Genomic DNA, 17,417 nt, shown 5'->3' with positions numbered 1-17,417 from the left:
TCCAGGAGAACGAGCGATGGGATCTATATTTACACGGTACGGGAAAAGATTACGTATGCGAGCTTGGATGAATACAGACAAAGACGAGCTGATCAGCCCCGATATTCCGACCAACATAAAGAAGCTATATACCATTTTTTGTGATGCACCAGATCTAATCACCACCAAATTTCTAATCAATCAAACGAACCATTCTGCTCTCTTGGTCTATCTGGACGGCATGGTGGACAAGCCAACCATCAATAATCATATCATGCGTCCACTTTTGTTTGAGAATAAAACCTTCGCAGGGTTAAACAGCCTGGATCTTTCGCTTGGATCCAGTCAGACAACGCAATCCTGGAGAGTAATTGAGAAATCCATCCTTCGCGGACAAAGTGCTTTGTTTATTGAAGGGGAGGCTCACTGTTTGCTCCTGGATACACAAGGCTGGCCACAGAGAGAAATCAGTGAACCTCTTTCTGAATCCGTGCTCAAGGGAGCCCGGCAGAGCTTCGTTGAATCGATCGGGCAAAATATATCCATGATCCGCAGGTATATACCGGATCGAGAGCTCAAGATCAGGGAGCTTCAGGTTGGGGCCAGGAGCCAGACAAAAATAGGTTTGCTTTATCTCGCAGATGTGATAAACAATGACATCCTTATGGAGCTGGAAAAACGGATTAAACGAATCAACATCGATGGAATAATCAATGTAGGGGAATTGGAGGAGCTCATCGAAAACAATTCGTTTACTCCTTTTCCACAATATTTAACGACAGAGCGGCCAGACTCCGCTGCTTCACACATCCTCCAAGGAAGAATTGTCATCATTGTGGATCAGTCCCCTTGGGTCATGGTCGCACCGATGAGCCTAGTATCCTTTTTTCAAAGCGCAGATGATTATAGCATGCGCTGGATCATTGGCTCTTTCATCAGGCTGCTGCGTTTTATTAGCTTTTTTGTCTCCATTTTCCTTCCAGCGCTCTATATTGCTGGACTTACTTTTCATTATGAGATTATCCCGCTTGGGCTCATTCTATCGATTGGGGAATCTCGGGAGAGGGTACCGATCCCTCCATTTTTGGAGGCAATCATCATGGAAATAACTTTGGAGATGCTCAGAGAAGCAGGGTTGCGATTGCCCTCAAAAATTGGTCAAACGGTTGGTATTGTTGGGGGTATTGTAATCGGCCAAGCAGCCGTTTCAGCTGGGATCGTAAGTAACATCATGGTAATTGTCGTTGCTGCTACGGCGATTGCGTCTTTTATTTTGCCGAATGCAGATTTATCAGCGGCGGTGCGGGTTCTCCGCTTTCCCATGATGGTTGCATCCTATCTGTTCGGGATTGTAGGAATCGTAATCGGAATGATGGTCTTGATCGTTCATCTGATTTCACTCGAATCTTTGGGTACCCCTTATGGAAGTCCGCTTGCCCCTTTACAATTTACCGCATGGAAAGACAGTTTCGTGCGCTTGCCGATTTGGAGCCTGATCAAGCGGCCACAAGCGGTGCATGCCAAACAAGAGAAGCGACAAGGAAAAAACGACAAAAATGGCGATGAGATATGAAAACGAATCATTTCAATGACGTTAGCTTGTTTCAGTACATCTTGTTTATTTCTCAAGTGCAGATTGGAATCGGTATTATTACGTTGCCATCCGACCTAGCAGATGTGGCGAGTACAGATGGGTGGATTTCCATTTTGCTCGGATGGGTAATCGCCAATGTAATAAGCATTCTCATCATCCAGATAATGAAACGCCATCCGGATGAGACTATATTTGATTTGCTCCTCCGCTATTTTGGGAGGTGGATAGGTGTTTTATGTTCGATTCTGTTTATTTTGTACAGCATCTTCGTCTTTACCGTTACATTGTTTGCAGCGATTCACATTACCCAAACGTGGGTATTGCCACAAACAGCAAATTATTTTTTGATGCTGCTTTTCATCATTCCCAAGCATATGCTCGCACAAAAAAGTATCCGAATGCTTGGGCGGTACGCCGAATTTGTAGGACTGAGTATGATTTTCATGCTTCCGCTCTTTTTTATCGCAATGCGTGAAGGTCATTGGATTCATCTGTTACCCGTGATCAAGGAAGGCTGGCTGCCGATAATGAAGGGAGTAAAAACGACAATTCTCTCGTTTCTCGGTTTTGAGCTAGCTTTTATTTTGTATCCGTTTTTACAGAAAAAACAACACGCTACTGCAGGCATACTCATCGCAAATACCATCACAATGCTTACCTATTTACTCGTGACTATCGCTTGTTATGTTCAATTTAATCCCTATCAGATTGGGACATATATTTGGCCAACTCTTGACATGTTTGAGACGGTAGAATTTCCATTTGTAGAGCGAATAGAAGTGATTTTCGCCGCTTTTTATCTGTTTATCATTTCAACAAGTGGTATTCCGTATTATTTCACCGCTTCATTCGGGGTGAGTCAATTACTCCGATTGAAGGATCATAAAAAAGTGGTACTGATTCTCTCATGTTGCTATGTGGTGTTATCCTTCTTTTACAACCCTACCTATTACCAGGTTATTACCATTCAAAATTGGGGTGGTCATGTAGGCATGTACATCTCATACCTATTTCCGATTTTCTTCTTACTCTATGTGATGGTTGCTGAGCGGTTCCAGATGAGGTTATCGAAATGAAAAGACGACTTCTGATCATTTTACTATGTCAAATTCTGTTGATTACGGGGTGTCTGGGGCAAAATCGACTGGACGATTTAACATTGATTTTGACAATTGGAGTTGACGTGCGAAAAGATGGAGAACTCGAAATTTACTCAGCGGTTCCCGTCTTTCAGCGTGAGGCCAAGAAGAAAACCGAAATCCTGCATGTGCATGCATCCTCATTCCGAGAAGGTAGAGATAGGTTTGATGATGAGGCGAATGGCCTGGTCCAAACTGGGAAGGTACAAAACATCGTCATTTCCAAAAAAGTGTTGATGAAAAAGGGGCTACTCGACCTCTTAGATGTCATTTTCCGTGACCCGAAAAGCTCGCTGAAGGCTGACCTGATCATGGCAAATGAACCGATCGATGAGGTACTCAATGTCGATGTCAGTGATAAACCGCGACTTCCCGTTTACTTGCGTGAGCTGATTAAATCCGGGCATACAAGTGAAGCCTCTGTCTACACGACAGCCCGCAAAGCATACGATCAATTTTATGAGAAGGGCATCACTCCTTATTTACCAGAAATCAAACTCAGCGACGATAAACTAAAGATAGCGGGTACAGCACTAATCGATAAGCGTGGTTACTATGTTGACTCGCTTAGTTCTGAGGAAAGCATACAATTGCTGATTTTGCAGCGGGATACCATGCATCCGATCTTTATGACCACCCAAATTAAGGATAAGTCTTTTAAAGCAAAAGATGAAGAGAGTAAGAATGTCAGCTACTCGATTGATTACACCCATTATGATTATAAAACAAAGGCAAAAAAAGGTCAGTTTCAATTTGATCTTCATTTAAAGTATGCCATTGTCCTGACTGAAATTCTTGTGCAAGTCAGCCCGGTAGAGGACAAGAAGCGATTGGAAAGGGCGATCGCATCAGATATGAAGAAAAAGATGGAAGCAGTCATTGCCAAGTTCCAAAAAAATCAGTTGGACCCGATTGGACTGGGAAAATTTGCTCGAGCATATGCCTATGAGGACTGGAAGCGAGTGGAGGATGATTGGGGAAAAGCGTTTTCGAAAGCGAAAGTGAACGTCTATCCAGAGGTTGAGATTATCAGTATCGGCTCTTTAAAAAAATAGGTTGATTCAATGTGCTTGGTAACCAGCGACTGGGTGATTCCTGCCACTCAGTCTTTTAGCTGGTTACAAGAACGGACTCCTTCAAAATGATCCGTAGCAAAAAAAGGGTTTTTTAACATCTGAAGAGAAATGAAAATTCAGTCTTATGCAAAAGTGGGTAGCAATGCGTGAATGAATAATAGTATCTACATCATTATTCCATGGAGCACAGGAAAAAGGGGTGCTTATTGCCACTCGTTTATGCTTATTCCAACCATCAAAGAGTTTGGCATAACCTGTGCATTGAACAAAATATTCAAAATGTTCTATTTTTTAAGGCGGAAAGGAGGATTGATCAATGGAAAATGCCACTGCACCAACATTGAAACGCTCGCTTACTTTGAAGTATGTTGTCTTTTTTGGATTAGCTTTCATGGCGCCACAAACGTTCTTCTCGACGTACGGGGTTGCCGTACATAGTACAAACGGGATGATGCCGATTGCGTACGCGATTGCACTTATTGTCATGCTATTTACTGCGTACAGCTATGCGCAATTAGTAAAAGCGTTCCCGAACGCAGGGGCGGCTTACACCTTTACACAAAGAACGATTAGTCCGCACGTCGGCTTCATAGTAGGGTGGACGATCATCATCGACTATTTGTTTAGTCCGATGATCAGCTCGCTCTTGATTGGAATATCGCTAAATGCCTTCTTTCCGTCCGTTCCCATGTTTGTCTGGATTGCTTCCTTTGTTGTGATCATCACAGCTGTCAACATTTTGGGCATCAAATTTGCAGCGCAATTCAATACGTATATGCTCTTCCTGCAAATTTTCGTATTCGTCCTCTTTTTTATTCTAACGATCCAAGGCCTGCTTTCGGGGGAAGGAGCAGGGACATTATTTTCTGCCGTTCCCTTTTATGATGCAGAAATCAAGATACCGACACTGCTGTCAGTTGTCCCTCTATTATGCTTCAGCTTTTTAGGCTTCGACGCAGTGACAACTCTTTCAGAAGAGACGAAGGATGCCACGAGAACATTGCCCAAGGCAATCTATCTCATCACGCTGATTGGGGGATTATTGTTTATTTCCGGTTCGTATTTTGCCCAGCTGATTTTTCCTCAGTTTCAATCTTTCCAGAATCCCGATTCTGCTTATCTAGAAATCGCGATGTATGTAGGAGGTAATATTTTTACCAGTATTGTGGTTGCAGTAGGGCTAACAGCCGGTTTTGCCTCAGCTGTTGCATCTGGAACGAGCGCTTCTCGCATCTTGTATGCGATGGGCAGGGAGAATGTCCTTCCGAAAAGAGTATTTGGCTATTTGTCGCCGAAGTATCGGACACCTGTTCTCAATATTCTCATCATTGGAGCGGTAGCCTTCAGTGCGCTCTTTCTGGATCTCATGACTGCCGTTTCATTTATTAATTTTGGTGCATTGTTTGCCTTTTTCTTTGTAAATCTTGCAGTGGTTGCCCACTACTATATCCGTCAGAAGCAAAGGTCGCTTAAAGCGACGCTGCAATATTTGATTATTCCGCTCATTGGCGCTGCACTTATTGGGTTGTTTTTTATCAATTTGGATAAGCATTCCTTAATGCTGGGCGGATCGTGGCTAGTGATCGGTTTTCTGTATTTGCTGAATTTGACCAAAATGTTCCGACAACCGCCTCCGCAGCTTAGCTTTGAAGAAGCCTCCTAAAACGATTCAATCACCAAAAGGTTTTGACACCCCCAGCAGGGCTTGGCTTCAAGCAACCTGACGCAGGGAGTTTCTTTATCAAAAAAGGAGATGAAGTAATGATGATGAGTAAAAAAATAGCTGACCTGATTGTTTCTGGCAACGCCGTTTTTACAGGACTTACTGATGAGCCACAGCCTGCATCAATCGCGATTGTAGACAATAAAATAATAGCGATTGGCTCTATGGAAGAGATCATGATTTATAAGGGAGAAGAGACTAAGGTTTATTCTTTTGAAGATCAATTAATCATGCCTGGATTCCACGATTTCCACCTGCATGCCATGGATGGAGCTGTTGCGATGGAAACTGCTACTTTGTTCTCGGCCCGTTCCGAAGCGGAGGCGCTGGAAATTATTCGCGAATTTGCAGAATCTAGACCAGATGATCCGTGGGTAATCGGATCGGTGTGGGACGCAGGATACTGGGATACCAAGCAATTGCCAGATCGGCATTCGTTAGATCGTGTTGTATCTGACCGACCTGCCCTTATGTTTCACGCCGAGGGTCATTACGCGTGGGTGAATTCGAAAGCTCTGGAGATTGCAGGGATCGATCGGAATACGGAAAACCCTGCTTTTGGGATTATTGGAAAAGACGAGAACGGAGAACCGGATGGCTTATTGTACGAAAAAGCAATGGGTGCCGTAATCAGGCATGCCTACAACTTTACCAAAGAAAAAAAGAGAGAGCTGTTCAAAAATTTCCTCGCTTACGCGTCCAGCTTGGGCGTTACGGCTGTGCATGACTTATTCGCAACTGAATCGCTGGCAATTCTTACTGATTACGATTTATTTAAAGAATTCGAGGACAAAGGCCAGTTAACAGCTCGTATTCACTTATGGCCAGCCTTGGATGGAAACCTCGATCGTGCGAGGCAGTTAAGAGAGACATACCAAACAGACATGCTGCGTGTTTCCGGACTGAAGCAATTTATCGATGGCGTGATTACGGCTCGTACGGCATACTTGCTGGAGCCGTATACGGATCAGACAGATACATGCGGAGAAACATCGTTTCCGCCTGAGACAATCAAAAAGTGGGTAGTAGACGCGGATAAAGAAGGCTTTAGCATTCGCTTCCACGCAATTGGTGACGGGGCAATCCGCTTGGCTTTCGACGCTTATGAGGAAGCACAAAAGGAGAATGGGAAAAGAGACTCACGCCATTCCATCGAACATGTGGAAGTGATTCACCCTGACGACATACACAGATTTAAAGAGCTGGATGTGACTGCCTCGATGCAGCCTGATCATTTTGCCATGTCAGAGAGAGGGGTGTATACAGAACGGATTGGTGCAAAGCGCGAACAGCATGTATTCTCCATCCATTCATTGCAAAAAGCGGGGGCGAGATTGGCTTTTGGAACAGACTTCCCGATTGATATCTTGAATCCGCTTCTGCAAGTCTATCGCGCTGTAACGAGAATCGACAGCAGCGGAGTAACGGTTTGGCATCCAGAAGAGCGCATCACCCTTACCGATGCACTAAAAGCGTATACGGCTGGATCTGCCTACAGCACGTTCAGAGAGCATGAGCTAGGGACATTGGAAGTAGGCAAGCTTGCTGACATTACGGTTCTGGAGCGCAATCTTTTTGAAATACCTGCGGAAGAAATACCCGATACGAAGGTTCAGCTGACGATTGTCGATGGCAAGGTCGTGTTTGAACATACGGAGACGTTAATCGAAAAATAAGAGGATCGTAACCTCACCAAGGATGGTGGGGTTTTTTCATCTTCGAAAAAACCGATAAGTGGCATCATTGCAGCACTACCAGCAGACGCCGCTATCGGATATTACTACGCTTTGGCTTTCGTTGAACAAGTCAATCATTCGCGTTGTCTCTCAAACTCCCGAAGCGAAATATGCTTGCAGGTGTCAATTGCCGAATGGCGAAATCGTGACCCTGCAATGGCTTGTCAGTGATTATGTATCTCATATGGAGCATCATTTGCGACAGATCACGGGAGTTTCGATTTGAGGGAAGGGCTGTGATGGAGGATAAATTTCAAAATGAAGGAACGTTAGGCATACGGATTGCTTCTTTTTGAGGGGAACGAATGTTTAGGAAGCTTTCCACCTCGCAAAAAAGCTGATGCCAACTATATAGGCATCAGCTTACGTTTTAAAATCATTTCCTTCTCAATCAAGATCGTCATGCTTGAATAAAGTAGATAGCGTTTTTGCCAAGAAGCTGGAAACGATGTCCACATCCTCTTGTGGCACTTCCAACGAACGGACCCAGCTGTCATCATGCGAAATGTCCTCAGAAGAGAGTAGAGCAGCGCGCATATTTTGCAGCGACAGGACAATGCTTTTTCCATCAAAATGTTGGGAGTAGAAAAAGGCCAGGTCATATCGATGCTTCTCCGTGGCAAACGTGATGAAGCGAGAAAACAGATTTTCCGATTGATCGTACAAATAGTCGAATGTCATAGAAGATATCCTCCTGAATAGTAAGTTTGGCTGGTAGTCAAATCGCTTCCTCAAAGTCGATAAGCGGTGGTTTTTTGGTGAAAAATTTGGTGGAAAACAGTAAGTAGCCAATGCCAACGAATGTCCAGATGAGTCCGAGTGTTAACGCGTGAGCATCCAGGTTGTACCAGAGAAAGACGACGAAGCTGGTCCCAAGCAAAGGGGAGATCAGGTAATGAAACGTATCAGTGAGTGAGCGCCGATTGCCACGAATATAGTAATGAGCGATCACAGAGGCATTGACAGCGGTAAAGGCTGTCAACGCGCCAAAATTGATGAAGGCGAGTGCCGTTTCCAAATCAAGGAACAGGGCAGCGAGTGAAACGACTCCAACAAAAAACACGTTTCGTGCAGGAATGCCTCTGGTTGGATGCAAATGGCCAAAAAGCCTTTTCGGCAAGACGTTTTCCCTGCCCATCGCGTAGAGCAAACGAGAGGCGCTTGTATGGGAGGCAATTCCTGACGCGAGGGCTGCTGTAATGCTGCCAGCTACGAAGATCGCATAGAACAGGTCTTGTCCGAGAATCATCGACATCTCCGGTGATGGTGACTCGGGATTCTGAAACTGCTCTACGAGAGGGAAAGCGAGCTGCGTGAAATAAGAAGTGGTGATAAAAATGACACCACCAATCAACGCTACGAGGAAGATGCCTCGAGGAATCGTTTTCATCGGGTTTACTGCTTCTTCGGTATACGTCGTTACAGCGTCAAAGCCTAGAAAAGAGAAGCAGAGAATCGCGGCACCTGTTAAAAGTGTTGGTAGTGAGATCTCTTCGCCATAAAATGGACGAACAGTAAAAGCAGCATCTCCTGCACCGGTGGAGATGTGCGAAATACTCAGACCGATGAAAATCGTGACCACTATAACCTGAAAGACGACCAAGAGTGTGTTGAAGTTTGCTGTTGACTGAATTCCGCGAAAATTAACAACAGTAGTAACCGCAGCGAGCAGAAGTCCCAAAATCCAACCGGGTATCATAGGGAAGGCCGCAGAAAGATAGATTTTGCCGAGCAAGACATTAATTACGGGCAGAAAAACGTAATCCAGCAAAGAAACCCACCCAACCAAAAAGCCAATATGCGGGTTGAGTGATTGGCGGGCGTAGGAGTAAGCGGAGCCTGCAACCGGGAACACTCTCACCATCTTGCCATAGCTGGATGCAGTGAAAAGCATTGCGGTCAGAGCGAGGATATAAGCGGTTGGGACATGCCCACCCGTTTCCTGTGTGACGATTCCATAGGTGTCAAAAACGGTGAGGGGAGTGAGATACCCGAGCCCCAATACGATGACTTGCCATAGTTTCAAACTTCTTTTTAATGTAGGTGTATTTTGTGCTTGCCCCATGCTTTTTTCCATGACCAATCCCCTTTACGATCAGAGTGAAAGCGTTTTAGTTCTTTATCACCAAAAAACCATCTTCTCTCCTATTCGCACGAGTCCCCCGGCAGCGCGACCTTGGCATTTTCTCGTAGCAACGTTTTTCTTCATGCGTTTTGCCCCTTTACGTCTGGTGTGCATGATGCGATTTCTTGGATATACAAGGGTAAGCAATTGATGTGCCAAACCGGTAAGGCGAACAGGGTGAAGCTTATTCTCAAAAGAACAGTCCTTATCGAGAGGGCATGACTATGCAAAAAATCATTCTTTACCCAAAACTGCATAAGACCAGGGCGTACCTCGATGAAGGAATTTTGTCCGTAGAAACACGCGCTTTGATGCAAAAGGAATGATTCAAAAATGCATAAGCTATGAAAAATTGAATAGATAATTGACTGAGAAGCGAGAGAGGATCATGGAATTTAAAATGGCATAATATTTGCATAATTTACATGTGCGTATGAACCTTTCATCTGAGGTGTTCTAAACGAAGCACCTGCACGCTGGTGGAAAGGAAATAAGGAGTGGTCAACACCGATGCGAAACAAGCTATTCCTCATCGCTGTCCTGTTATCGATGATCTTACTGCCGACCTGGATGCTGACAGCGTTGGGCAGGAGCTATGCAGTAAAGTGTCTAAGGTGACACTAACATACGATACCACTTATTTGTTCGTTATTAGATAGAGGTAGCGAATGCCCGTCATTTTACCAATCGTCCAACGCTGTAGAAGAGAAGCAGTCAAAATAAAGACTACCTACAAACGGAGGACTCGATTCCATGCAATATCCACTTTCACCAGACGTAAAACCGGAGTTCTGTACGACAGGCACATTCATGCGTTTACCATCTGTGAGAGAAAATGCCAAGGTAGCGATTCTCGGCCAGCCGTTCGACACGGCAGCTTCCTTTCGGGTAGGGGCGCGCTTTGCTCCACAAGCGATTCGCCAGGCATCGATGACCTTGTTTCCCTATCATCCGACACATAAGGTATATCCCTTTGAAGATACGAATGCAATCGACATCGGGGACGTATCGGTCATTCCGCACAATATCCACCGCAGCTATGAACTGATGGAGGAAGCTATGCTCGACCTGATGCAAAAAGGCATTGTTCCGATCGGGCTGGGTGGGGATCATTCCATCACGCTCGCATCGTTACGCGCTGCGAAAAAGGTGTACGGACAGGTCGCCATGATTCAATTCGATTCACATACGGATACATGGGATACGTATTACGATGAAAAATATTGGCATGGATCGCCTTTTATCCGTGCTCACGAGGAAGGACTCCTGCAGCCTGACAAGGTGTTTCAGGTTGGGATTCGCGGGACGCTAAATCATCCGGGCGACATCGAGGCAAGCTACGAGCTCGGGTACAATGTGATTACGACACAGGAGCTGCGTACACGTGGATTTGATGATGTGATCCAGAAAATCAAAGCACAGATCGGGGATACACCGTGCTTTTTGACCTTTGACATCGATTTTGTCGACCCTGCATTTGCGCCGGGTACTGGTACGCTTGAGGTAGGCGGCTTTACCAGTCATGAGGCGCTGCAGTTGGTTCGCTCGCTGACAGGACTGAACTACATCGGATTTGATCTGGTAGAGGTGCTTCCGCCTTATGATCCGACACAAATCACATCACTTCTTGCTGCAACCTTGATTCACGATTTTGCTGCATTAGTAGCCCTTCAGCAGAAACAGGCTATCACGAAGTAATTTTCTATTCATTTTTGCATAATCTATGATTTTTTGAATAACGATTCGTGCACAGGTCCGAGACTTCGTCACGAGAATCGCGAGGTTTTCGAATTGGCACGAGAGTTGCTTTAGGAAGTAGTGTGAGTGAAACCCGGGAAGGAGAGGATAAGCTGCATGATAAACCTGAGGATGTACATCAATGGGGAATGGGTTGATGCGCAAAGCAAGAAAACCCGTGAAATTGTGAATCCCGCGAATGGGGAAGTGATTGCCCTCTCGGCAGAAGGGGATATCGAGGATGCCCGTCATGCCATTCAAATCGCCCGTGATGCATTTGACAGCGGAATCTGGTCGGAGCTACCGGCAGCAGAAAGAGCGAGATATCTGCTATCCATCGCAGACAAGCTGGAAGAGCGTGCGCAAGAAATCGGCAGATTGGAAACATTGGACAACGGAAAACCACTGCGGGAGACGGCCTTTGACGTCGCAGATGCAGCAGCCTGCTTCCGTTACTATGCAGGATTGGTTACCAAGCCTGACGGGCAAACCTATCATGTGGCCGATCCTGTGCAAGCCATGGTGGTACGCGAGCCAGTCGGTGTATGTGGATTGATCGTACCGTGGAACTACCCGCTGCTCATGGGGGTATGGAAAATCGCCCCTGCGCTTGCCGCCGGGAATACAATCGTCTTCAAGCCATCGGAGGTCACGCCGGTTAGCGCACAAAAGCTGTTTGAAATCATCGAAGAGGTAGGCATCCCAAAAGGGGTAGCGAATATGGTTCTGGGTCCTGGACCAACGGTAGGGAACGAGCTTGCGGAAAGTCACCTCGTCGACAAAATCTCATTCACGGGTGGAACAGCGACGGGACGCAGCATTATGCGGGCAGCTGTTGGCAATATCAAAAAGATTTCACTCGAGCTGGGAGGCAAATCACCGAATATCGTCTTTGCCGATGCTGATTTCGAAACAGCTGTTGATTACGCTTTATTCGGGATTTTCGCAAATCAAGGTCAGGTTTGCTCGGCTGGCTCTCGTTTACTGATCGAGGATAGTATCCACGACCGCTTTGTAGAAAGACTGGTGGAGCGGGCGAAAAAAATTCGTGTTGGCCCTGGTGACGATCCCGCTACGGAGATGGGGCCAGTCGTGAGCAGTGCCCATATGGAAAAAATCCTGCACTACATCGAGCAAGGGAAATCTGAGGGAGCGCGGTTGGTGTGTGGTGGTAACAGAATGACGATAAACGGCCTTGAGAGAGGCTACTTCGTGGAGCCAACGATTTTCACGGACACCCAGCCTTCCATGAAAATTGTGCAGGAAGAAATTTTTGGCCCAGTACTCGCTATCCAGCGCTTTAAAGACGAAGCCGATGCGATCCGCATTGCTAACGATACGGTGTACGGATTGGCAGGAGGTGTATTCACGCAGGACGGCGCTAAAGCGATGCGCGTCATCAAAAAATTGCGTGCAGGCATTACGTGGATCAACTGTTACCATCCAACGTACAACGAAGCTCCATGGGGCGGATACAAGCAAAGTGGAATCGGACGTGGACTGGGTACATTTGGTTTCGATGAATATACCGAAGTGAAGCAAATCAATATCAATCTGCAAGTACAGCCAACAGGCTGGTTTGAAAACTAAACAAGATCGCTGATCAGGAGGACTACAGATGAGTCAAACAGTGGAGAGCAAGCAAACAAATAACCAGGTAAACGAACAATATAAAGAGGTATATGCCTACACCCAGCAAATACTCGATCTGATTGCAAAAGATGAAATCACCAAGGACGAAGCAGCCTGGGTGACACGGGAGACTGTCGAAAACTTCCGTGACCATGTGAATCCGGGGTTTCTCGGATACCGCAAGTCTGTAACCAAAGACGGTCAATTTGCTGCCGTTGAATGGAAGGACGCAGGGCCGAACTCGTTCATGGATGTGAATGGCAAGGTATACATTGACTGCTTGGGCGGCTTCGGGATTTACAACGTAGGTCATCGTCATCCAAAGGTAGTAGAGGCGGTCATTAACCAGCTTAACCGCCAACCGCTGCACAGCCAGGACCTGCTTGACCCGCTTCGCGCCATGCTTGCAAAGATTTTGGCTGATGTGACTCCGGGCGATCTGAAATACGCCTATTTTGCCAACAGTGGCACGGAGACAGTCGAAGCGGCAATCAAGCTGGCCAAAATGCATACAGGCCGGACTACGTTTATCGCGACGACCAAAGCCTTTCACGGCAAGAGCCTTGGTTCCTTGTCTGCCACCGCAAAAGGAGTATTCCGCAAACCTTTCTTGCCAATGATTCCAGGATTTCGTCATGTGCATTTTGGCGACATCGACATGCTGCGTAAAACCTTTGAAGCATGCGCGCTTGTCGGAGAAGAGATAGCAGGGGTCATTCTCGAGCCGATCCAGGGGGAGGGCGGCGTCAACCTGCCACCTGAAGGTTATTTGAAAGAGGTTCGTGCGCTATGCGATCAGTACGGTGCGCTACTGATCCTTGACGAAGTGCAAACGGGGATGGGGCGTACAGGAAAAATGTTCTGCTGCGAGCATTACGATGTGACGCCGGATATTTTGTGCCTGGCCAAAGCGTTTGGCGGAGGAATCATGCCGGCTGGAGCCGTGGTCGCTACGGAAGAAGTATTCAAAAGCTTTTTCCCTAATCCGTTCGTCCAGACAACGACCTTCGGAGGCAATCCGTTGGCATGCGCGGCTGCTATCGCGACCTTTAACGTGCTGATTGAGGAAAATCTGCTGGAGCGTTGCGTCGAGTTGGGCGAGTACATGCTGAACGGCTTGCGTGAAGCGGCAGCGGCTCACACGGACAAGGTACATGAAGTACGTGGAAAAGGCTTGCTGATTGGTATTGAGTTCCATAATGATGAAATCGGCTATGAAGTATCCAAAGGCTTGTTCGACAATGGTGTCCTGGTTGCAGGGACATTGATCAATGCGAAAACGATTCGCATCGAGCCGCCTCTGACCATTACGTATGAAGAGGCAGACCAGGTGATCGAGACCTTCAAAAAAGTTCTGCCGCTTGTAAAAATCTAAGTTGCCAGGTGCAAAGAAGACTGTCCACCCCAGTCTTCTTTGCCCTTTTTCTCCATGGGAGCCCCGGGTATAATAGGAGAAACAAACCAAGCAAGATTGGGAGGACCTATGGTTTCAAATTGGTTCATGAAAACAGTGTATACAGTATCTTTTGAATCTTCAGCGAATGAAGTTTGGAACATCATGTCTAGGTTCAATGAACGCTATGTCTTTGTAACTGATCCCGAGAATGCTGAGCATCTGGTTGCCTATATCCGAAATACGGACATGATTCCGCTTCAGCAGGACCCGGATCACGAGAGCAAAACCGTACGAGAGCTTCCTCTCCATACAAAGCTTTCTTTTCTCAAGCAGGAAGCGGATATGCTCGATTTTTTCAACTTGTTTGGGGAAGAACTCGTTATCATTCAAAATGCAGCGGGAGTACCGGTTGGCTATTTGCATCGCGAGGATGTCCTTTATACGCTATTGACCAATGAATCAGCACATACAGACTGGATACGGTCGCTGCTCAACTCGATTCCGATGGGGATCGTCATTGCCGATCTGGAAGGAAAGATCGAAAACTTCAGTTCGGAAGCACTTCGCATGGTCCGAGTCACGCCAGAGGAGCTGCGAGCGCAAAAGGTAGGAGAGCTGCTTGAGCATGATGTCTTTCAAAAGGTCATCGAACATGGCGAAACCGTACTAAACTACATCATTGTGAATGACCGAATCGGTGTCCTAGCCGATTTTTGTCCGATCCGCAACCAGCACGGGGCTGTTACGGGTGCAACCATCGTTCTACAGGATCTGCCTTACATTGAGAAGATGGCATTGGAGATGGAGTACGTCAAAAATCTGAACACCGATCTGCAAGGCATTCTCTCCTCTATTTATGATGAGATTCTCGTCTTGGATGAAAAAGGCATTCTGCTGCGCTATAGTGGCAATCTGATCAAAGATTTCTGGGAGATTAACAAGGAGCAATTGATCGGCTTGAACTTGATGGAGCTAGAGCATGAAGGGCTGTTTTTCTCATCTATCGTCAGAATGGTACTGGAAAGGAAACGAAAAGTCTCTGTCACACAGGAAAGCCGATCGGGAAAAAATGTACTGGCTGTTGGCAATCCCATCTTTGATAACAAAGGAAAGCTGGAGCGAATCGTAATCGCATTGCGGGATATTACCGAGACGGTGATGCTAAAGGAAGAGCTGCTCCAGGCGAAAAAGATGTCTGAGAAATACAAGAAAGAACTGGAGCATCTTCGTGATCAACAACAGTATTCCAAAAACCGCCAATTGATTTACGCGAGCGAGCAGATGGAGAAGGTAATGAAATACATCCATAAGATCGCGAAGACCTCTTCTACCGTATTGCTGACCGGGGAATCGGGCGTCGGAAAAGAAGTATTTGCCCGTACGATCTACGAATTGGGGCCGCGTTATAGCAATCCATTTGTCAAAGTGAACTGTGGTGCGATCCCGGAAACACTGCTTGAAAGCGAGTTGTTCGGGTACGAAAAGGGTGCCTTTACAGGAGCAAATGCTAATGGAAAGCCAGGCTATTTCCGAATGGCTCACAAAGGTGTTCTGTTTTTGGACGAGATTGGGGAAATGCCGCTGAATCTCCAGGTGAAGCTCCTTCGTGTGTTGCAGGAGAGGGAAATCATCCCGGTAGGTGGCTCCGAAGTGGTAGAGATTGATGTGCAAATTATCGCAGCCACAAATAAGAATCTCGAAAAAATGGTCGAGGAAGGTACGTTTCGTGAAGATTTGTACTATCGTCTTAATGTCATACCCGTAGTCATTCCTCCATTGCGGGATCGCTCAGAGGACGTTCCGTTGATCAGCCTGCATTTTCTGCAAATCTTCAACGACAAATACGATCGCAACACGCAAATGTCCCAGGATGCCCTCGACCTGTTGGAATCATACTCCTGGCCAGGAAATGTACGCGAGTTGCAAAATATTATGGAACGGCTCATAGTCACTGCGGATGAGGATTTAATCGAGGCTCACCATATTACACCTCTGTTAAAAAAGAGGAAGAAGCAGTTTTTCAAGCAGAACATGAATAAAATTATGCCATTAAAAGAGGCGACAAGAGCAATGGAAGAGCAGCTCATAAAAATGGCAATGGACGAATTCAAGACAACCTCTATGGCAGCAAAAGTGCTAGGTGTAAGCCAATCCACGATTAGCCGCAAATATATGGAGATTCAAGAGAAGCTGAGTCGAGGTGAGCCAATTGGGTTTAAGGTATGACGTCATTTCGCCATTTGCTGGCGCCATTGAACGAATATTATTTCGCACGGGCGAACGTGTCCATGAGGGAGAAGTCATTTTCACGCTGGTTGACGGCCAAAAAAGCATCGATATTTTGGCTCCGGTATCGGGCATCATTGATGCAGTGGAAGTTGAACGGGGCGATCTTGTCATCGCCAGCATGATTTTGGCATCAATCATGCTCCGCTACGAGTGTGAGAGGACATAATTAGTCGGACTAATGACAGAATTAACCGTACATTGAGTGTATATTATACATTAAAATACATAATTATACGTTATATAAAGACTCGACTTTTCGATGGTTGAGTCTTTTTTCCTTTGGTATTGGTACTTATCAAATTCGGTATAAGGTAAAAGGATATAAAATGATTTAATTGAAATAAGGTTAGAAATGTTACAATAAATATGGTATAACTAAATTTATCTTTTAATGTCCAAGAATAATGAGATGTTCAATTTCAATATATTATTCAAAGGAGTAGTTAGTAACAATGTTAATTACAGTAAAATCTAAAAATATTACTAGAGAATATATTTACATTAAAGACCTCGTTGTCCACTAATCGTGGATGCGGGGTCTTTTATTTTTCGATTTCAACCATGAAGAACAAGAACAGAAAATGCTCTTATTGAATTATAATTCTTCGAGTAGTGAGGCTAATACGATTAAAAATTGATATTTCAAAAGGAAGTGTTTGAGATGAATCAACCTATTAAATTGCTTTGTACTCCACAACCATTACCCGATGAGAGCTTTATGGGATACATTATTCGCTTATCACAAGAAAACCGATGTGAATCGTTAATATGGATTTTTAAACTTGCCAACATTAAAACTAATCCTCCAAACAATAAAAGTAATAAACTAACAGAAACTGATTACGGGAATTTAAGTGCTTTAACTGGTTTAACTATAAATGCTTTGAAGTTATTATCATTTGAAGTGGTCGAGAGTGTTGCAGCGGCATGTAATGCTCCCCATTGTCAAGACACGGGTCGAGAGGAAATAAGTTAGTTCCTCCTTCTCGTG

At 45.6% G+C, this 17,417-nt stretch carries 14 protein-coding genes; 12 read left to right on the top strand and 2 right to left on the bottom strand.

Annotated elements, in window-relative coordinates; genetic code table 11:
* Positions 1-16 precede the first annotated feature (16 nt).
* The 6 genes from ADS79_RS18010 (at position 17) to ADS79_RS35035 (ending at position 7,473) form a co-directional block, all read left to right on the top strand.
* On the top strand, positions 17-1,552 hold the full coding sequence (locus ADS79_RS18010) for a spore germination protein (protein WP_141260823.1): 1,536 nt from the start codon (positions 17-19) through the stop codon (positions 1,550-1,552).
* Positions 1,549-2,649 carry a GerAB/ArcD/ProY family transporter gene (locus ADS79_RS18005; protein WP_049739782.1) on the top strand — a complete coding sequence of 367 codons (1,101 nt, stop codon included), beginning with the start codon at positions 1,549-1,551 and terminating at the stop codon, positions 2,647-2,649. The genes ADS79_RS18010 and ADS79_RS18005 overlap by 4 nt, the downstream gene beginning before the upstream one ends.
* Entirely contained in the window at positions 2,646-3,767 is a 1,122-nt protein-coding gene (locus ADS79_RS18000) for a Ger(x)C family spore germination protein (protein WP_049739781.1), read from the top strand. Before ADS79_RS18005 ends, ADS79_RS18000 begins: the two co-directional genes overlap by 4 nt.
* A gap of 337 nt (positions 3,768-4,104) precedes the next feature.
* The gene (locus ADS79_RS17995) at positions 4,105-5,451 is read left to right on the top strand and encodes an APC family permease (RefSeq protein ID WP_049739780.1); all 1,347 of its coding nucleotides are present in this window, start codon (positions 4,105-4,107) and stop codon (positions 5,449-5,451) included.
* A gap of 104 nt (positions 5,452-5,555) precedes the next feature.
* On the top strand, positions 5,556-7,187 hold the full coding sequence (locus tag ADS79_RS17990; RefSeq protein WP_049741047.1) for an amidohydrolase: 1,632 nt from the start codon (positions 5,556-5,558) through the stop codon (positions 7,185-7,187).
* 67 nt (positions 7,188-7,254) lie between these two features.
* Positions 7,255-7,473, top strand: coding sequence for a DinB family protein (locus ADS79_RS35035; RefSeq protein ID WP_141260825.1), 219 nt, complete (start codon positions 7,255-7,257; stop codon positions 7,471-7,473).
* Positions 7,474-7,634: 161 nt separating this feature from the next.
* On the opposite strand, the gene ADS79_RS17985 is transcribed toward ADS79_RS35035, so the two are convergent.
* Complete coding sequence (locus ADS79_RS17985) at positions 7,635-7,928, bottom strand: SAV0927 family protein (RefSeq protein WP_049739779.1); 294 nt, start codon at positions 7,926-7,928, stop codon at positions 7,635-7,637.
* Positions 7,929-7,965: 37 nt separating this feature from the next.
* Positions 7,966-9,324 (bottom strand): APC family permease, encoded by a 1,359-nt coding sequence (locus ADS79_RS17980; protein WP_049739778.1) that lies wholly within the window; start codon positions 9,322-9,324, stop codon positions 7,966-7,968.
* A gap of 801 nt (positions 9,325-10,125) precedes the next feature.
* On the opposite strand from ADS79_RS17980, the gene speB reads away from it, so the two are divergent.
* The 6 genes from speB (at position 10,126) to ADS79_RS17950 (ending at position 17,402) form a co-directional block, all read left to right on the top strand.
* Positions 10,126-11,070 carry an agmatinase gene (speB, locus tag ADS79_RS17975; protein WP_049739777.1) on the top strand — a complete coding sequence of 315 codons (945 nt, stop codon included), beginning with the start codon at positions 10,126-10,128 and terminating at the stop codon, positions 11,068-11,070.
* A gap of 156 nt (positions 11,071-11,226) precedes the next feature.
* Positions 11,227-12,699, top strand: a complete 1,473-nt coding sequence (locus ADS79_RS17970) for an aldehyde dehydrogenase family protein (protein WP_049739776.1) — start codon at positions 11,227-11,229, stop codon at positions 12,697-12,699.
* A 28-nt stretch (positions 12,700-12,727) separates the two neighbouring features.
* Positions 12,728-14,116, top strand: coding sequence for a putrescine aminotransferase (locus ADS79_RS17965; RefSeq protein ID WP_049739775.1), 1,389 nt, complete (start codon positions 12,728-12,730; stop codon positions 14,114-14,116).
* Positions 14,117-14,224: 108 nt separating this feature from the next.
* A complete protein-coding gene (locus ADS79_RS17960; RefSeq protein WP_049739774.1) occupies positions 14,225-16,363 on the top strand; it encodes a sigma 54-interacting transcriptional regulator in 2,139 nt (712 codons plus the stop codon).
* Positions 16,347-16,592: a biotin/lipoyl-containing protein gene (locus ADS79_RS17955; RefSeq protein ID WP_049739773.1), complete on the top strand. Its 246-nt coding sequence runs from the start codon at positions 16,347-16,349 to the stop codon at positions 16,590-16,592. The genes ADS79_RS17960 and ADS79_RS17955 overlap by 17 nt, the downstream gene beginning before the upstream one ends.
* A gap of 495 nt (positions 16,593-17,087) precedes the next feature.
* A complete protein-coding gene (locus tag ADS79_RS17950; RefSeq protein WP_049739772.1) occupies positions 17,088-17,402 on the top strand; it encodes a TniQ family protein in 315 nt (104 codons plus the stop codon).
* Positions 17,403-17,417 lie beyond the last annotated feature (15 nt).

This window comes from Brevibacillus reuszeri (genome assembly GCF_001187725.1).
GTDB lineage: Bacteria > Bacillota > Bacilli > Brevibacillales > Brevibacillaceae > Brevibacillus > Brevibacillus reuszeri.
Note: the sequence above shows the minus strand (reverse complement) of the source record. Positions and strands in the feature narration are given on the sequence as shown.